Genomic DNA, 15,824 nt, shown 5'->3' with positions numbered 1-15,824 from the left:
ATGCGGTGGGCGGCACTGCGCGCCGTGCTCCCGGCGACCCTGCTGGTTCTTGCCGTGGTCGGGGTGGGGCTGGGCGGGGCGATGCTGAGCGCGTTCGGCCTCGCCCCACTGGTCGGCGCGCCCCGCGCGAGCGTGGACGCCTTCACCGCCGTGGCGCCCGACCTGCGATCGTCGCTGGGGGTCACCCTCGGTATCGCCGCGGTGTCCACTGCCCTGGCCGTGCCGATCGGGGTGACGACGGCGCTGGTGGGAAGTCGCCTCGTTCGCGGAACCGCGCTGCTCACCGTGCCCGTCCCGCATCTGATCGGCGCGGCCGCGGTCGGGCTGCTGCTCACCGATCTCGGGGCCACCGGGCTGATCGGCAGCAGCTGGTGGGTGGCCGTGATCGCCGAGTACGCCTGGAAGGAATCGGCGTTCGTGGCCCTGGTGGTGTTCGGCACGGCGGTGCCGCGGGTGCGCAGCTTCGACGACACTGCCGCCGTGCTCGGCGCCGGTCGACCGGCTCGGCTGCGTCTGGTGACCCTGCCGCTGATCGCACCCGCGGTGATCGCCGCGGGCACCATCTGTTTCACCTACGTCGTGGGCTCCTACGAGGTGGCCCGACTGCTGGGCCGACCGTATCCGGAGCCGTTGCCCGTCATGGCAATTCGATTGTTCACATCGGTGGACCTGACCGCGCGGGACGAGGCCGCCGCCACCGCCCTGGTGGCCACGGTGGTGGCCGCCGTCGCCGTCGCGGTGTCGCTGGCGTTGCTGCGGAGGTCGAGCGCGTGGCGCTGACAAGGATCGCTGCCACCACCTCGGCGGCGAGGGGGATCTCCACTGCCGTTCTCGCCGTGTGGTTCCTGGCGCCGTTGACGCCGCTGGTGTGGTGGGCGCTCGCCCGACGCGGGGACGGGATCACCGAGGCCGTGGGAGCGGGCGCAGGCTCGGCGATGGCCACCTCCTCGGTGATCGCGCTGGCGGTCGCGGCCGTCGCCACCCCGCTGGGAGCGTGGGCGGCCCACGGGCTGACCAACCCCGCACTACCGGTTCCGCGGCTGTTCGAGGCGGTGCTGTTCGCCCCCGTCCTCCTGCCCGCGGTCACCGTGGCCATGGGTCTGAACGTGGCGATCCTGCGGGCGCGCATCCCCGGCGAGGTGGCGGTGGTGGTGCTGCTGGTGGTCGCCGCCCTGCCCTACACCACGTACGTGATGCGCTCGGCGATCGCCGGGTACGACACGGGTTTCGAGGACGAGGCCCGCACCCTCGGCGCGGGCCGGTGGACGAGGTGGCGACGGGTGCGATTGCCGCTGCTGGCCCCCGCGTTCGCGGGTTCGGCGTTCCTGGCGTTCCTCGTCGGGTGGAGCGACTACGTGGTGACCCTGCTGATCGGTGGGGGTCGACTGATCACCGTGCCGCTGCTGGTGGCCTCGTTCGCGGCCGGGACGGGCAACACCGCCGTCGTGGCCGCCCTCTCACTGGGCGCACTGCTGCCGCCGCTGGCGCTGCTCCTGCTCGTCGGGCTGGTGCGCCGATGACCTCCGTCGCGGCCATCGGTCTGACCCGGCGCTACCCCGGCCGGGACGCCCCCGCCCTCAGCGGCATCGACCTCGAGGTTGCCTCCGGCACCGCCACGGCCGTCCTCGGGGCGTCGGGATCGGGCAAGAGCACGCTGCTGCGGCTGCTCGCAGGCCTGGATCGACCGACGACGGGCACCGTGCTGTTCGACGGCCGCGATGTCACCGGTGTCCCCGCCGAGTCGCGGGGGGTGGCGATGATGCTGCAACGGCCCCTGCTGTTCCCGCACCTGAACGTGATCGACAACGTGGCGTTCGCGCAGCGCGCGGCCGGGGCGTCGCGGCGCCGGTCGCGGGCGCACAGCCGCCGCTACCTGGACCTGGTGCAGCTCGGTGCGTTCGGCGATCAGCGGGTGTCCACTCTCTCGGGCGGTCAGGCCCAGCGGGTGGCTTTGGCGCGCGCTCTCGCAGCTCGGCCGGGGGTCCTGCTGCTGGACGAGCCGTTCAGCGCCCTCGACAGCGCGCTCCGGGACGAGATGTACGAGTTGCTCGACGCAATCCGAGCCGAGCTGAACCCCACGATCGTGCTGGTCACCCACGACCAGGCCGAGGCCGCGCGCCTCGCCGACCGCATCGCCGTGATCGTCGGCGGTCGCCTCGAGCATCACTCCGACGTCGCCGCCGCCTACGTACGGCCGAGCACCCTGGCCGTGCACCGGTTGATGGGTGGGCTGACCGAGGTGGCCGGAATCGTGACCGGCGGCGTGCACACATCGCCCCTCGGATCGCACCCCACCGACCTACCCGACGGGCCCGCGACGGCGGTGCTGCGCCACGAGTCGGTGCGCCTGCGCCGCACTGGTCCCGGCCTACGCGGCACGATCACTGCGGTGCGCGCGGTGGGGATGCGACGGCGGGTGAGCGTGGCCCTCGGTGATCCGGTGGACGGTGCCGGTGAGGATTGGGCGGGCGTCGCGGCGACGATCGTCGCGGACGTCGCGGGCCCGGGTGCCGGGGAGGTGGGCGCGGCGGTCGTGGTGGATCTGAGCGAGGCGCACGTGCACGTCATCGACCCCCGGGTGCCCTGAGCGCCGAGCCCGCACGAGCAGCAGCGAGCAACCGTTGTGCAGACTCTAGGCATGACGTTCGTGTACTCGCGCCCCGATCGCAGCGTGGAGGCGTCGGGGACACGGCAGAGTTTCGACGACATCGCCGACGCCCGCGCGGCGCTGGCGGACGGCGACGTCACCATGCTGGTGGGGGCCATCGGCTTCGACCCCGCCCATGCCTGCGCCCTCGTCGAACCGCTGCGGGTGCGCCGCCTCGACGAGCCGTGGTCGCGCCCGGCGACGCCGCTGCCGGGCGCGGTGATCGCCGCACAGAACCCGCCTCCGGCCAATCATGTCGAGCGGGTGGAGCGGGCACTGCGCGTTCTGCGCCACCCCGGCTCGACACTGCACAAGGTGGTGATCGCGCGCTCGATCACGCTGGTGTTCGACACCCCGCTCGCCCCGCTCGACCTCGCGGCGAGCCTCGTGGCCGCCAACCCGGGCCACAACGGGTTCGCCGTCGACCTCTCGGCTGCGGGAGGGAGCCACTTCGGTCGTCACCTCGTCGGGTCGAGTCCGGAGCTGTTGGTGCGCCGCACCGGAACCACTGTGCAGTGCCACCCCTTCGCGGGAACCGCTGCGCGAGCGCAGGATCCAGCAGCGGACGACGCCGCCGGCCGCGCCCTGCTGGCCAGCGAGAAGAACCTCGCCGAACACCGCTACGTGGTCGACGCCATCGTCTCCGCCCTGCGCCCGCTCTGCAGCAGCATCGATGCACCGGATACCCCGGAGCTCACCGCCACTCCGCAGGTGTGGCACCTGGCCACCCCCATCACCGCGACCCTCGCCGACCCGGCCACCACCGCCCTGGACCTGGCCCTTGCCCTGCACCCCACACCGGCCGTCGCCGGGACACCGAAGGACGCCGCGTTGCGGACGATCGACCTGATCGAGGCGGGTCGCTCCCGCGGCTTCTACGCGGGGATGGTCGGGTGGTGCGACGCCGAGGGCGACGGCGAGTGGATGGTGGCCATCCGCTGCATCGACATCGCCGCCGACGGGCGCAGCGGCACCGCGAGCGCCGGGGGAGGCATCGTCGCCGACTCCGAGGCCGCCGTCGAACTCGACGAGACCACCGCCAAGTTCGCGACCGTCCTCGCCCCGTTCGGGCTCTAGACCTGCCCCAGCGCCTGCTCGATGTCGCCGATCAGGTCGGCGGTGTCCTCGAGCCCCACCGAGATACGCACCACGCCGTCGGTGATGCCCACGGCCGCACGGCCTTCCGGGCCCATGGCGCGGTGGGTGGTGGTGGCGGGGTGGGTCACCATGGTCTTGGCGTCGCCGAGGTTGTTGGAGATGTCGATGATCCGCAGCGCATCGAGGAAGGCGAACGCGGCGGCCTTGCCGTCGTCGGCGTCGAGTTCGAACGTCACCACGGTGCCGCCGCCGGACATCTGGCGCGTGGCCAGTTCGTACTGCGGATGCGAGGGCAGGAACGGGTAGCGCACCCAGCGCACACCGGCGTGCGACTCGAGGAACTGCGCCACCGCCAACGCCGAGTCGACCATGGCGCGCACACGTACGGCCATCGTCTCGAGGCCCTTGAGCAGGGTCCAGGCGTTGAACGGGCTCAGCGCCGGGCCGGTGTGGCGCATGAGGGTCTGCACGGGCCCGTCGATGTAGTCCTTGGGTCCGAGGATCGCGCCGCCGAGCACACGGCCCTGACCGTCGATGTGCTTGGTGCCGGAGTAGATCACGATGTCGGCACCGAGATCGAGGCTGCGCTGGAGCAGCGGGGTGGCGAAGACGTTGTCCAACACCACCTTCGCGCCGGCTGCATGCGCGAGGTCGGCCACCGCGCGCACGTCCACCAGCGCCTGCATCGGATTGGACGGGGTCTCGAAGAACACCGCGGTGGTGGGTACCGCGAGCGCCTCACGCCACTGGTCGAGGTCGTCGCCGTCGACGAAGACGGTCTCGATCCCCCATCGCGGCAGGATCTCGTTGCACACCACGAAGCACGAGCCGAACAGGCTGCGCGCGGCGACCAGTCGATCGCCCGTCTTCAGCAGAGCACCGAGGGCCGTGAACACCGCCGACATCCCACTGGAGGTGGCGAAACATGCCTCGGCACCCTCGAGCAGACGCAGACGCTCCTCGAAGATGCCGACCGTGGGGTTGCCGTAGCGCGAGTACACGTAGTGGTCGGCATCGCCGGTGAAGGCGGCCTCGGCCGAGCGCGCGTTCTCGTAGACGTAGCCCGAGGTGACGAAGATGGCCTCGGAGTTCTCCTCGAACCCCGAACGGTTCATGCCGCCGCGCACCCCCAGCGTGGCCGGGCCCACGCCGTCGGGAAGCGGCTTGTCGAACGCACCGCCGCGTGGCCGCACGTCGCCGGTGCGGGGCTCGCTCACTGCTGCCGCCAGGGCAGCCCCAGCGCACGCCATCCCACCGCACCTCGATGGCCGTCGGCGTCGGTGGCGCCCTCGAAGCCGTCGAGCACGTTGTAGCTCGGGGTGATGCCCGCGGCGGTGGCGGCCTCGGCCGCGCCGATGGAGCGCTGACCGCTGCGGCAGAGGAAGATCACCGGACCGGATCCGTCGACACCCTCCTCACGTAGTTGCTCGACGAACCGGGTGTTCGGCGTCCCGTTCGGGTAGCTCACCCACTCGACGAACACGGTGTCCTTACCCAGCGACGACACGTCGGGGACACCGACGTAGGTCCACTCCGCGCTGGTACGGACATCGACGAGGACGGCCGTGGGGTCGTCGCGCAGGAATGCCCAGGCGCGATCGGGCGTTATGTCTCCGGCGTAGCTCACGGGGCCAACTTTCCCACACCGGTTCGTCCGATGTTTGCCCGAGTGCGGCGCGCGGGTGCACTATATATCTCAGTGAATTAATTACCTATCCAACCGAGTTCCCCGAGGACACACATGAGCGAGGCAAAGGCCGACACCACCGTGGTCGGCGAACCTGAACCAGGCGTGTTCACTCACCGCCAGATCGTCACAATCCTGTCCGGTCTGATGCTCGGCATGTTTCTCGCCGCGCTGGACCAGACCATCGTCTCGACGTCGATCCGAACCATCGCCGACGACCTCAACGGGTTCTCCGTCCAGGCGTGGGTGACCACCGCGTACCTGATCACGGCCACCATCTCGACCCCGCTGTACGGCAAGCTCTCCGACATCTACGGCCGCAAGCAGTTCTTCCTCACGGCGATCACACTGTTCGTCATCGGCTCGATCCTGTGCGGCTTCGCGACCTCGATGTACGAGCTCGCGGCGTTCCGCGCGTTCCAGGGCCTCGGCGCCGGCGGCCTGTTCTCGCTGGCACTGACCATCGTCGGCGACATCGTGCCGCCCCGCGAGCGAGCCAAGTACCAGGGTTACTTCCTGGCGGTGTTCGGTACCTCGAGCGTGCTCGGCCCGGTCATCGGCGGCGTTCTCTCCGGTCAGGACGAGATCCTCGGCGTCACCGGGTGGCGCTGGGTCTTCTTCGTCAACGTCCCCATCGGCATCATTGCGCTGGTCGTGGTTGCCCGTGTGCTCAACCTCCCCCGCCGCCACGGCGCCGCCGTCGTCGACTGGCTCGGCGCCTTCACCCTGGCCGTCGGCCTGGTTCCGCTGCTGATCGTCGCCGAGCAGGGCCGCACGTGGGGCTGGAGTTCGACGAACGCGATCACCTGCTACGTGATCGGCGTGCTGGGCATCCTGGCGTTCATCGCCGTCGAGATCAAGATGGGCACCAACGCCCTCATCCCGATGCGGTTCTTCAAGAACTCCACGTTCAGCGTGGGTCTGATCCTGAGCGTGGTCACAGGTGCCGCGATGTTCGGCGGCATCACCCTGCTCCCGCAGTACCTGCAGGTGGTGCGCGGCTCGTCGCCCACCGTCGCCGGATTCCAGATGCTGCCGCTGGTGCTGGGCATCATGGTCGGATCCATCGTCTCCGGTCAGCTGATCTCACGGACCGGTCACTACCGTCCCTACCCGATCATCGGCCTGTCGCTGATGACGGCCTGCATGTTCGCGTTCTCCTACATCGCCTACGACACCGAGCTGTGGCTGATCATGATCGCGATGTTCGGATTCGGCTTCGGATTGGGCAACGTGATGCAGCCGCTGACCATGGCGATCCAGAACGCCCTGCCCCCGCAGGACATGGGTGTGTCGACCGCATCGGCCACGTTCTTCCGGCAGATCGGTGGCACCATCGGCGTCGCGGTGTTCCTGTCGTTGCTGTTCTCACGGGTCACCGACACCATCGCCACGGCCCTGCGCGAGGCCGCCACCAACAACTCGTTCGTCACGGCGCTGCAGTCGGCGGCGTCGAGTCCCGACCCGTCGGTGTCCGGCCTGGCCCGCGGTCTCGCGAGCGGCACCGGCGAGGCAGCGGGTGGCGTGCTCGACGACACCTCGTTCATCCAGAAGCTGCCCGACGTCCTGGCCGCACCGTTCCAGATCGGCTTCTCCAACGCGATGGACTCGGTGTTCGTCGCTGCGGCCGTGCTGCTGGCCGTCGCCTTCGTGATCAACCTCTTCTACAAGGAGGTGCCCCTGCGCACGCAGAGCGGTATCGCTGCGCAGCACGAGCACGACGCCAAGATCGCCGGGCTGGGCTGAGCCGGTCGATCTAGCGGGCGCACACCTTCCACTCGCCCGCAACCTTGCGCAGGTCGAGGGTGGCCTTGATCTCGGAATCGTTGACGTCGACGGTGACATCGCTGGTGGCGGTGTCACCGTCGACTCGAATGAGGTCGATGGTCTTCAGCTCGAACTTGCCGCTCTCACCGGCGAAGGGTTGACGGGTGTTCGCATCGCACAGCGCCGCCGCGATCTTCGCCGCATCCCCCGAGTTCCGCGCACTGATGTAGGTCGAGGTGGCCGTGCCCACGCGATTGCTCTCGGTGATGTTGCGCTCGGGCGGCTGCAGGAACGACCACAGCAGAACTCCGCCGACGAGCAGCACGGCCACCACCAGTGCGGCCAGGACGGGCGCGGCGCTGGTGCGGTGCTCGTGATCAGGATTGGGATCGGGGTGAGAGAACAGGGGCACACCCCGATCATCCAGGATCGGGCCCACACCCTGCCGAGGAGTCCCGCTCGGCGCACGAATTATGCTGCTTTGTGAACGATCCAACCCCGAGGTGAGGTAGCCGCAGGCATGACCGAACAGACCCGACCCCTCCGCGTCGCCATCGTGGGCGCCGGCCCGGCGGGCATCTACGCCGCCGACGCCCTCATGAAGTCCGACTACAACGTCTCCGGACCGGGCGTGTCGATCGATCTGTTCGAGCGCATGCCGGCCCCCTTCGGATTGATCCGGTACGGCGTCGCCCCGGACCACCCCCGCATCAAGGGCATCATCACCGCGCTGCACAAGGTGCTCGACAAGCCGCAGGTTCGCCTTCTCGGCAACATCGACTACGGCACCGATATCGACCTGCCCACCCTGCGGCGCTTCTACGACGCGGTCGTCTTCTCCACCGGCGCCAACGCCGACCGGGCGCTCGACATCCCCGGCATCGAGCTCGAGGGTTCCTACGGCGCTGCCGACTTCGTGTCCTGGTACGACGGGCACCCCGACGTGCCGCGCACGTGGCCGCTCGACGCCGAGAAGGTGGCCGTGCTCGGTGTCGGCAACGTCGCGCTCGACGTCGCCCGCGTTCTCGCCAAGACCGGCGACGAACTGCTGCCCACCGAGATTCCCGCCAACGTGTACGAGGGGCTCAAGGCCAACCGTGCCCGCGAGATCCACGTCTTCGGCCGCCGCGGCCCGGCCCAGGCCAAGTTCACCCCGCTCGAGCTGCGCGAACTCGACCACTCCCCGAACATCGAGGTGATCGTCTCCCCCGAGGACATCGACTACGACGAAGGTTCGGAGAAGGCCCGGCGCGAGTCCAAGCAGGTTGACATGGTGGCGAACACCCTGCAGGACTGGGCAATTCGTGACGTGGGCAAGCGCCCGCACAAGCTGTTCCTGCACTTCTTCGAGTCCCCGCACGAGGTTCTCGGCAAGGACGGCAAGGTGGTCGGGCTACGCACCGAGCGCACCGAACTCGACGGCACCGGCAACGTGCGCGGCACCGGCACGTTCACCGACTGGGACGTCACGGCCGTCTACCGCGCCGTCGGCTACCTCTCACAGAACATCGCCGACCTGCCGTTCGACGATCTCGCCGGAACCATCCCCAACGAGGCCGGACGCGTCACCACCGTCGACGGTGAACCGGTGCCCGCCACCTACGTCACCGGCTGGATCAAGCGTGGTCCGGTGGGTCTGATCGGACACACCAAGGGCGATGCCAACGAGACCGTCGCGAACCTGCTCGCCGACGCCCCCGGGTTCGACGGCGCCACCGAGCCCGCCGAGGACGCCGTCGTGGCCTACCTCGAGGGCAAGGACATCGAATACACCACCTGGCAGGGGTGGTACCGCCTCGACGCGCACGAGCGCAGCCTGGGTGAGCCCCAGGGCCGCGAGCGGGTGAAGGTGGTCGAGCGCGAGGACATGCTCAAGGCGTCCCAGGAGTAAGCGGTCCCTACGCCGGGGCGGGCACCGCGAGCAGCCGGGCCGCCCGCTCCCCGGTGCGGGCGTGCTCGTTGAAATCCGGTGCGGCACAGACGAATAGAGTTGCGCCGTCGTCACCGCCGACACCGCAGGCGAACACACCGGTGTCGAACGCGATCTCGTCGATCACACCGACCCCCGCGGCCACGCGCACCAGCCGCTGCCCCAGAGCATCCGCCACCCACAGCGTTCCGTCCGCGGCGAGCGCACACCCGTCGGGCGCCACGGCGATCTGCGCCAGGACCGCTGCGACGTCCGTGCCCTCCGGCGGCGGTCCCAGTGTGGCCCAGTCCCGACGCGGGCCCAGCGTGCCGTCCTCGCCGACGGAGAACGCACTGATCCGGTTGCCGAGGGTCTCGTCCACCAGCAGGTCGCCGTCGGCGGTCAGAGCCATTCCGTTGGGGAAGAAGAGATCTCGCGCCGCCACCGTCACCGTGCCGTCGGGATCGACGCGCAGCAGATCCGCCCACTCGATGGGCGCGAGGTTCATCAGGTCGAAGCCGAAGTTTCCCACCCAGGCGCGCCCGTGGGCGTCGACCAGCATGTCGTTGGTGTGCCCGGTGGCGAAGCCGGAGAGGTCCGCGTGCTCGACGAGTCGGCCGTCGAACTCACGTCGCAGCACCCGACGATCCTTCATCGACACCACCAGCAGACGCCCGTCGGGCAGCCAGCCCAGGCCCGACGGCTGGCCGGGCACGTGCGCCTCGACTCGCACGTCGGTGCCGTCGGCGCGCGCGGAGACCACCTGGTGGGTGTAGAAGTCCGACACCCAGATTCGACCCGTGCCGTCGTCGTCGACGCGCCAACGTGGACATTCGAGGTACGAGTACCCCTCGAGCACGACGGTCGGTGCAGGCATCATCGATTCCACCTTCGGTTCCACGGACGTGACATGGGTCACCATCCAACATAGGGCATCCTTGACGGTGTGTTCGACGCACACGTCCACATCATCGATCCACGGTTCCCGCTGGTCACCAACGCCGGTTTCGTGCCGGGGACGTTCACCGTCGCCGACTACGAGCGGGCGGTCGACGGCCTCGGCGTGACCGGTGGAGCACTGGTGGGCGCGTCGTACAACGGCGACGACGACGCGTTCATGGTCACCCTGCTCGACGAACTCGGCCCGACCTGGGTGGGCGTGGTCGAGCTTCCCGAGGACGTCACCGACGCTCAGATCGTGCGGCTCGATCGCGCCGGGGTGCGAGCCGTGCGGTTCAACCTCCGCCGCGGCGCCGCCGACATCACGCGGCTGACCCACCAGGCCGTGCGGGCGCACGAGCTGGTGGGCTGGCACAGCGAGTTCCATGTCGATGCCCAGCTTCTGCGCACCTTGGAGCCGATCATGGTGCGACTACCCGCGGTGAGCATCGACTACCTGGGGATGTCCGACGAGGCCCTGCCGTACCTGCTCGAACTCGTCGAGCGCGGAGTTCGCGTGAAGGCCGCCGGATTCGGCCGTATCGACCTCGACCCACTGGCCACCATGACCGCGATCCACCGGGTGGACCCGACGGCTCTGATGTTCGGTACCGACCTGCCCGGCACGCGCGCCCGACGTCCCTTCCAGCCGAGCGACCTCGAGATCGTGGCCGACGCCGTGGGCGGCGACCTGCAGGCAGTGCTCTTCCAGAACGCCCGGTCGTTCTACCGGATGACGAGCGCCGGCATCAGGGCGTGACCGGGCGGACACGTCCGGCGCACTCGCGGGCGCGCTCGCGGGCGGTCTCGATGTCGGTGGCGGTGGCCACGGCGACACCCATCCGACGTCGCACGAAGCTCTCGGGCTTGCCGAACAGACGCAGGTCCGTCTCCGGTACGGCCAGCGCCCGGGCGAGGCCCTCGTAGGCGATGCCGACGGCGTCGACCCCGCCGTAGATCACCGCGGAGGCACCGGGGACCAGCAGGGTGGTGTCCACCGGCAGTCCCAGGATGGCGCGAGCGTGCAGCTCGAACTCCGACAGTCGCTGCGTGCGCAGGGTCACCAGACCGGTGTCGTGCGGACGCGGTGAGACCTCGGAGAAGAAGACTCGGTCACCCTGCACGAACAGCTCGACCCCGAAGATTCCCCGCCCGCCGAGGGCGTCGGTGACCCGGCCGGCGACATCGCGCGCCGCGGCCGCCGCGGACTCCGACATGGGCTGCGGCTGCCAGGACTCGACGTAGTCACCGGAGCGCTGCAGGTGCCCGATGGGCTCGCAGAAATGCGTGCCGTCGGCGGCCCGCACCGTGAGCAGCGTGATCTCGTAGTCGAAGTCGACGAACCCCTCGACGATCACCCGCCCGTGGTCCACGCGCGAGCCCGACAGCGCGTAGTCCCACGCCGCAGCGACGTCGTCGTCGGATCGGACCACCGACTGCCCCTTGCCCGACGACGACATCACGGGCTTGATCACCGCCGGGTACCCGATGCGGGCGAGCGCCGCGCGGACCTCGTCGGCGGAATCGGCGAAAGCGTAGGGCGAGGTGGGCAGCCCCAACTCCTCGGCGGCGAGGCGTCGGATGCCTTCACGATTCATGGTCAGCGCGGTGGCGCGCGCAGTGGGAACGACGGTGGCCAGGCCCTGTTCCTCGACGGTGGCCAGGGCGTCGGTGGCAATGGCCTCGATCTCGGGCACCACGTAGTGCGGTCGCTCGGCCGCGATCAACTCGAGCAGCGCGGAGGCGTCGCTCATGTCGATGGTGTGGGCGCGGTGGGCCACCTGGTGACCGGGCGCGTCGGAGTACCGATCGACGGCGATCACCTCCACGCCCAGGCGTTGGAAGGCGATGATCACCTCCTTGCCCAGTTCACCCGAGCCCAAGAGCATCACGGTGGTGGCGGACGGGCTCAGGGGGGTACCGATGCGGTCTGCGCTCACCCGGCCGATGCTATCGGTCCCCCGGAGCGCACCGTTCGGTCATTGAGTGGCGTCGGTGCCGGTTGTTACCGTTCGCGCCATGACATCTGCTGCCGAGCCCACTGCTGCCGACCCCACTGCCGCACGGTCCACCGGGCGCCCCGGTCCGCTGTCCGGGGTTCGGGTCGTCGAACTCGCCGGGCTCGGGCCCGGACCGCACGCAGCTCTGCTCCTGGCCGATCTGGGCGCCGACGTGGTGCGGGTGCAGCGTCCCGGCGGACTGCCCCCGGAGGGCGCGGTGGGCGATCAGCAGCAGCGCGGCAAGACCATCGTCGAGGCCAATCTGAAGGACCCGGCGGACCTGGCGCGCGTGTTGGACCTGCTCGACCGCGCCGATGTGCTGATCGAGGGCTTCCGGCCGGGTGTGACCGAGCGGATGGGTATCGGGCCGGACGTGGTTCTCGGTCGTAACCCGCGACTGGTCTACGGGCGCATGACCGGCTGGGGTCAGGAGGGTCCGTGGGCCCCGGTGGCCGGACACGACATCAACTACATCTCCGTCACCGGGGTGCTGCACGCGATCGGCCGCGCCGGGGAGCGACCGGTACCGCCGCTGAACATGGTGGGCGACTTCGGTGGCGGCTCGATGTTCCTGATCTTCGGCATCCTCGCGGCGCTGGTGGAGCGGGCGAGCTCCGGGCAGGGCCAGGTGGTGGACGCGGCCATGGTCGACGGCACGGTGGCGCTCTCGCACATGATCTGGGGTCTACGCGGCCAGGGCGTGTGGAACGACACCCGCGGAGCGAACCTGCTCGACACCGGGGCTCCGTACTACGACACCTACGAGACCTCCGACGGCAAGTACATGGCCGTCGGCGCCATCGAACCGCAGTTCTACGCCGAGATGCTGGCCAAGCTCGAACTCGATCCGGCCACGTTGCCGCACCAGAACGACTTCTCGCAGTGGCCGTCCCTGCGAGCGCGGTTCACCGAGACCTTCGCCTCGCGGACCCGCGACGAGTGGGCGGAGATCTTCGCCGGATCCGATGCCTGCGTCTCGCCGGTGCTGACCTTCGCCGAGGCGCCCTCGCACCCGCATCTGAAGGCGCGCGGCTCGCTCGTCGACATCGCCTCGGTCACCCAGCATGCTCCCGCCCCGCGCTTCTCCCGCACCGCACCGCAGCTTCCGGCCGCACCGCCCACGGTGGCCGTGGACCCCGAGACGCTCTGGCGCTGAACCGCTCTGGAGCCGATCAGCGCGGCCGACTGGGACGCCGAGTACACCCGCCGCGGGTGGGTACCCGGCGAGCCCCCGTCGTCGTCGGTGGTGGAGTTGGTGACGCATCTGCCGCACGGACGGGCCCTCGATCTCGGGTGCGGCACAGGTCGCAACGCACTGTGGCTGGCCTCGCGCGGGTGGCGCGTCGACGCGGTGGACCACTCGTCGGTGGCGCTGACGTACGCGGCCACCACGGCACGATCGGCGACGCGCGCAATCCGCGAGCGCGTGCGGTGGGTGCATGCAGACGTGACGGACATCACGATTCCGGTCGACTATGACCTTGCGCTGCTTTCGTGCCCGACCATGGGGCCGCGAGAACTCGAAACGGCCATCTCGAGGGCTGTCGAGGGTCTCGAACATGAGGGATTCCTCGCGATGGTCCTCGAGGTTCCGGCGCCGTTCGGCGACGCCGACACCGCATCCGGAAATCACGAAAAGTGCCGTGCGCCAACGGATTCAATACCAGTTCTACCCCCCGAGGTGACCGTGGTGACATCGGGAATACGGCATCGTCCGGGCGGTGTTGAAGCGCTCGTGCTTGCACGCAAACTCACTGTTGGCAAGCAAATGGATGCAGAGTAATATCGCGTAATGTTACCGGCGAGTAGCTAGAAGCGCGACTCGTCGAAGCCCACCGCGGCGGTACTCGAACGAGACCGCACGAGACCAAACCTGGAGCAGACCACCATGGGGCACTACAAGAGCAACGTTCGTGACCTCGAGTTCAATCTCTTCGAGGTGTTCGGGCTCGACGCCATCCTCGAGTCCGGCGCGTTCGGCGATCTCGACACCGACACCGCCCGCGAGATGCTCGCCGAGGTCCGGCGCCTGGCCGAGGGCCCAGTGGCCGAGAGCTTCGCCGACGCCGACCGCAACCCGCCGGTGTTCGATCCCGAGACCCACACGGTCTCCATTCCCGAGTCCTTCAAGAAGTCCTACCGCGCATTCGAGGACGGCGGCTGGTCCAAGATCGGAATCAGCGAGGCCCTCGGCGGCATGCAGGTTCCCCGCAGCCTCTACTGGGCCCTGTCCGAGTTCTTCCTGGGCGCCAACCCCGCCGTGTTCATGTACGGCGCCGGGTCCGGCTTCGCCCAGATCCTCTACAACAACGGCAACGAGCAGCAGAAGAAGTGGGCCGCCATCGCCGCCGAGCGCAACTGGGGCGCCACCATGGTGCTCACCGAGCCCGACGCGGGCTCCGACGTCGGCGCCGGCCGCACCAAGGCGATCGCGCAGGACGACGGCTCCTGGCACATCGAGGGCGTCAAGCGCTTCATCACCTCCGCCGACGCGGACGACCTCTTCGAGAACACCTTCCACCTCGTGCTCGCCCGCCCCGAGGGCGGCAAGCCGGGCACCAAGGGCCTCTCGCTCTTCTTCGTGCCCAAGTTCCACTTCGACCCGGAGACCGGCGAGATCGGCGAGCGCAACGGCGTCTTCGTCACCAACGTCGAGCACAAGATGGGCCTGAAGGTCTCGGCCACGTGTGAACTCACCCTCGGCGGTCACGGGATTCCGGCCAAGGGATGGCTGGTGGGCGATGTCCACAACGGCATCGCGCAGATGTTCGAGGTCATCGAGCACGCCCGCATGATGGTGGGCACCAAGGCCATCTCCACCCTCTCCACCGGGTACCTCAACGCCCTCGAGTACGCCAAGATCCGCATCCAGGGTGCAGATCTGACCCAGATGACCGACAAGACCGCCCCGCGCGTGCCGATCACCCGGCACCCCGACGTTCGCCGCAGCCTGATGACCCAGAAGGCCTATGCCGAGGGACTGCGCGCGGTGTACCTGTTCACCGCGTGCCACCAGGATGCCGTGGTGGCCGAGAAGGTCTCCGGCGCAGACTCCGACGTCGCGTTCCGCGTCAACGATCTGCTGCTCCCGATCGTCAAGGGCGTCGGCTCCGAGGTTGCGTACGAGCAGCTCGCCCAGTCGCTGCAGACCTTCGGTGGCTCCGGCTTCCTGCAGGACTACCCCGTCGAGCAGTACATCCGCGACGCGAAGATCGACTCGCTGTACGAGGGAACCACCGCCATCCAGGCGCAGGACTTCTTCTTCCGCAAGATCGCTCGCGACCGCGGTGTGGCCCTGGCTCACGTTGCCGGACAGATCAAGTCGTTCATCGACAGCGAGGCCGGCAACGGTCGCCTGAAGTCCGAGCGTGCACTGCTGGCCACCGCTCTCGACGACGTGCAGACCATGGTCGCCACCCTCACCCAGAACCTGATGGGAGCGCAGGAGCAGCCCACCGAGCTGTACAAGGTCGGCCTCGGTTCCGTGCGCCTGCTCATGAGCGTCGGCGATCTGATGATCGGGTGGCTGCTGCTGCGTCAGGCCGAGGTGGCCATCAAGGCTCTCGACGCCGGCGCCGGCAAGGACACCGCCTTCTACGAGGGCAAGGTTGCGGTGGCGTCGTTCTTCGCCAAGAACATCCTCCCGCGTCTGACGTCGACCCGCGAGATCATCGCCAACCTCGACAACGACATCATGGAACTCGACGACGCCGCGTTCTGATCGGTCCGACCACCAGAAAGTGGAGGATAGTGCCCGCCGACCGGGCACTGTCCTCC

15 protein-coding genes are annotated in these 15,824 nt (G+C 69.2%); 10 read left to right on the top strand and 5 right to left on the bottom strand.

Annotated elements, in window-relative coordinates:
• From ACY48E_RS14495 to ACY48E_RS14480, 4 genes are read left to right on the top strand one after another with little or no spacing between them, the layout of a single operon-like run.
• On the top strand, positions 1–780 hold the full coding sequence (locus ACY48E_RS14495) for an ABC transporter permease (protein WP_462872924.1): 780 nt from the start codon (positions 1–3) through the stop codon (positions 778–780).
• Positions 771–1,520, top strand: a complete 750-nt coding sequence (locus ACY48E_RS14490; RefSeq protein WP_462872923.1) for an ABC transporter permease — start codon at positions 771–773, stop codon at positions 1,518–1,520. The genes ACY48E_RS14495 and ACY48E_RS14490 overlap by 10 nt, the downstream gene beginning before the upstream one ends.
• Complete coding sequence (locus ACY48E_RS14485; RefSeq protein ID WP_462872922.1) at positions 1,517–2,587, top strand: ABC transporter ATP-binding protein; 1,071 nt, start codon at positions 1,517–1,519, stop codon at positions 2,585–2,587. Before ACY48E_RS14490 ends, ACY48E_RS14485 begins: the two co-directional genes overlap by 4 nt.
• Before the next feature lie 51 nt (positions 2,588–2,638).
• Positions 2,639–3,724, top strand: a complete 1,086-nt coding sequence (locus ACY48E_RS14480) for an isochorismate synthase (protein ID WP_462872921.1) — start codon at positions 2,639–2,641, stop codon at positions 3,722–3,724.
• Here ACY48E_RS14480 and ACY48E_RS14475 read toward each other — a convergent pair.
• Positions 3,721–4,995, bottom strand: a complete 1,275-nt coding sequence (locus ACY48E_RS14475; RefSeq protein WP_462872920.1) for an O-succinylhomoserine sulfhydrylase — start codon at positions 4,993–4,995, stop codon at positions 3,721–3,723. The two genes, ACY48E_RS14480 and ACY48E_RS14475, sit on opposite strands and share 4 nt — an antisense overlap.
• Positions 4,959–5,372 carry a rhodanese-like domain-containing protein gene (locus ACY48E_RS14470; protein ID WP_462872919.1) on the bottom strand — a complete coding sequence of 138 codons (414 nt, stop codon included), beginning with the start codon at positions 5,370–5,372 and terminating at the stop codon, positions 4,959–4,961. The genes ACY48E_RS14475 and ACY48E_RS14470 overlap by 37 nt, the downstream gene beginning before the upstream one ends.
• A 114-nt stretch (positions 5,373–5,486) precedes the next feature.
• On the opposite strand from ACY48E_RS14470, the gene ACY48E_RS14465 reads away from it, so the two are divergent.
• A complete protein-coding gene (locus tag ACY48E_RS14465) occupies positions 5,487–7,178 on the top strand; it encodes an MDR family MFS transporter (protein ID WP_462872918.1) in 1,692 nt (563 codons plus the stop codon).
• Between the two features lie 10 nt (positions 7,179–7,188).
• Here ACY48E_RS14465 and ACY48E_RS14460 read toward each other — a convergent pair whose 3' ends face one another.
• The gene (locus tag ACY48E_RS14460) at positions 7,189–7,611 is read right to left on the bottom strand and encodes an Rv0361 family membrane protein (protein ID WP_462872917.1); all 423 of its coding nucleotides are present in this window, start codon (positions 7,609–7,611) and stop codon (positions 7,189–7,191) included.
• A gap of 108 nt (positions 7,612–7,719) precedes the next feature.
• On the opposite strand from ACY48E_RS14460, the gene ACY48E_RS14455 reads away from it, so the two are divergent.
• Entirely contained in the window at positions 7,720–9,090 is a 1,371-nt protein-coding gene (locus tag ACY48E_RS14455) for an FAD-dependent oxidoreductase (protein ID WP_462872916.1), read from the top strand.
• A 7-nt stretch (positions 9,091–9,097) separates the two neighbouring features.
• Here the strand turns inward: ACY48E_RS14455 and ACY48E_RS14450 are convergent, their stop codons facing one another.
• On the bottom strand, positions 9,098–9,988 hold the full coding sequence (locus ACY48E_RS14450) for an SMP-30/gluconolactonase/LRE family protein (RefSeq protein ID WP_462872915.1): 891 nt from the start codon (positions 9,986–9,988) through the stop codon (positions 9,098–9,100).
• A 66-nt stretch (positions 9,989–10,054) separates the two neighbouring features.
• On the opposite strand from ACY48E_RS14450, the gene ACY48E_RS14445 reads away from it, so the two are divergent.
• On the top strand, positions 10,055–10,807 hold the full coding sequence (locus tag ACY48E_RS14445; RefSeq protein ID WP_462872914.1) for an amidohydrolase family protein: 753 nt from the start codon (positions 10,055–10,057) through the stop codon (positions 10,805–10,807).
• On the opposite strand, the gene purT is transcribed toward ACY48E_RS14445, so the two are convergent.
• Positions 10,797–11,987, bottom strand: a complete 1,191-nt coding sequence (gene purT, locus ACY48E_RS14440) for a formate-dependent phosphoribosylglycinamide formyltransferase (RefSeq protein WP_462872913.1) — start codon at positions 11,985–11,987, stop codon at positions 10,797–10,799. The two genes, ACY48E_RS14445 and purT, sit on opposite strands and share 11 nt — an antisense overlap.
• A 79-nt stretch (positions 11,988–12,066) precedes the next feature.
• On the opposite strand from purT, the gene ACY48E_RS14435 reads away from it, so the two are divergent.
• From ACY48E_RS14435 to ACY48E_RS14425, 3 genes are all read left to right on the top strand, one after another.
• The gene (locus tag ACY48E_RS14435; RefSeq protein WP_462872912.1) at positions 12,067–13,203 is read left to right on the top strand and encodes a CaiB/BaiF CoA transferase family protein; all 1,137 of its coding nucleotides are present in this window, start codon (positions 12,067–12,069) and stop codon (positions 13,201–13,203) included.
• A gap of 87 nt (positions 13,204–13,290) precedes the next feature.
• Entirely contained in the window at positions 13,291–13,830 is a 540-nt protein-coding gene (locus ACY48E_RS14430) for a class I SAM-dependent methyltransferase (protein ID WP_462872911.1), read from the top strand.
• 105 nt (positions 13,831–13,935) lie between these two features.
• Complete coding sequence (locus tag ACY48E_RS14425) at positions 13,936–15,768, top strand: acyl-CoA dehydrogenase (protein ID WP_462872910.1); 1,833 nt, start codon at positions 13,936–13,938, stop codon at positions 15,766–15,768.
• Positions 15,769–15,824: the final 56 nt, after the last annotated feature.

The organism is Rhodococcus sp. AZ1 (assembly GCF_054979605.1).
This window is presented reverse-complemented; position numbering and strand designations above follow the sequence as displayed.

Coding starts and splice junctions, on each gene's coding strand:
- ACY48E_RS14495 (WP_462872924.1), top strand. CDS start 1: ATGCGGTGGGCGGCACTGCGCGCCGTGCTCCCGGCGACCCTGCTGGTT.
- ACY48E_RS14485 (WP_462872922.1), top strand. CDS start 1,517: ATGACCTCCGTCGCGGCCATCGGTCTGACCCGGCGCTACCCCGGCCGG.
- ACY48E_RS14480 (WP_462872921.1), top strand. CDS start 2,639: ATGACGTTCGTGTACTCGCGCCCCGATCGCAGCGTGGAGGCGTCGGGG.
- ACY48E_RS14475 (WP_462872920.1), bottom strand. CDS start 4,995: ATGGCGTGCGCTGGGGCTGCCCTGGCGGCAGCAGTGAGCGAGCCCCGC.
- ACY48E_RS14465 (WP_462872918.1), top strand. CDS start 5,487: ATGAGCGAGGCAAAGGCCGACACCACCGTGGTCGGCGAACCTGAACCA.
- ACY48E_RS14455 (WP_462872916.1), top strand. CDS start 7,720: ATGACCGAACAGACCCGACCCCTCCGCGTCGCCATCGTGGGCGCCGGC.
- ACY48E_RS14450 (WP_462872915.1), bottom strand. CDS start 9,988: ATGATGCCTGCACCGACCGTCGTGCTCGAGGGGTACTCGTACCTCGAA.
- ACY48E_RS14435 (WP_462872912.1), top strand. CDS start 12,067: ATGACATCTGCTGCCGAGCCCACTGCTGCCGACCCCACTGCCGCACGG.
- ACY48E_RS14425 (WP_462872910.1), top strand. CDS start 13,936: ATGGGGCACTACAAGAGCAACGTTCGTGACCTCGAGTTCAATCTCTTC.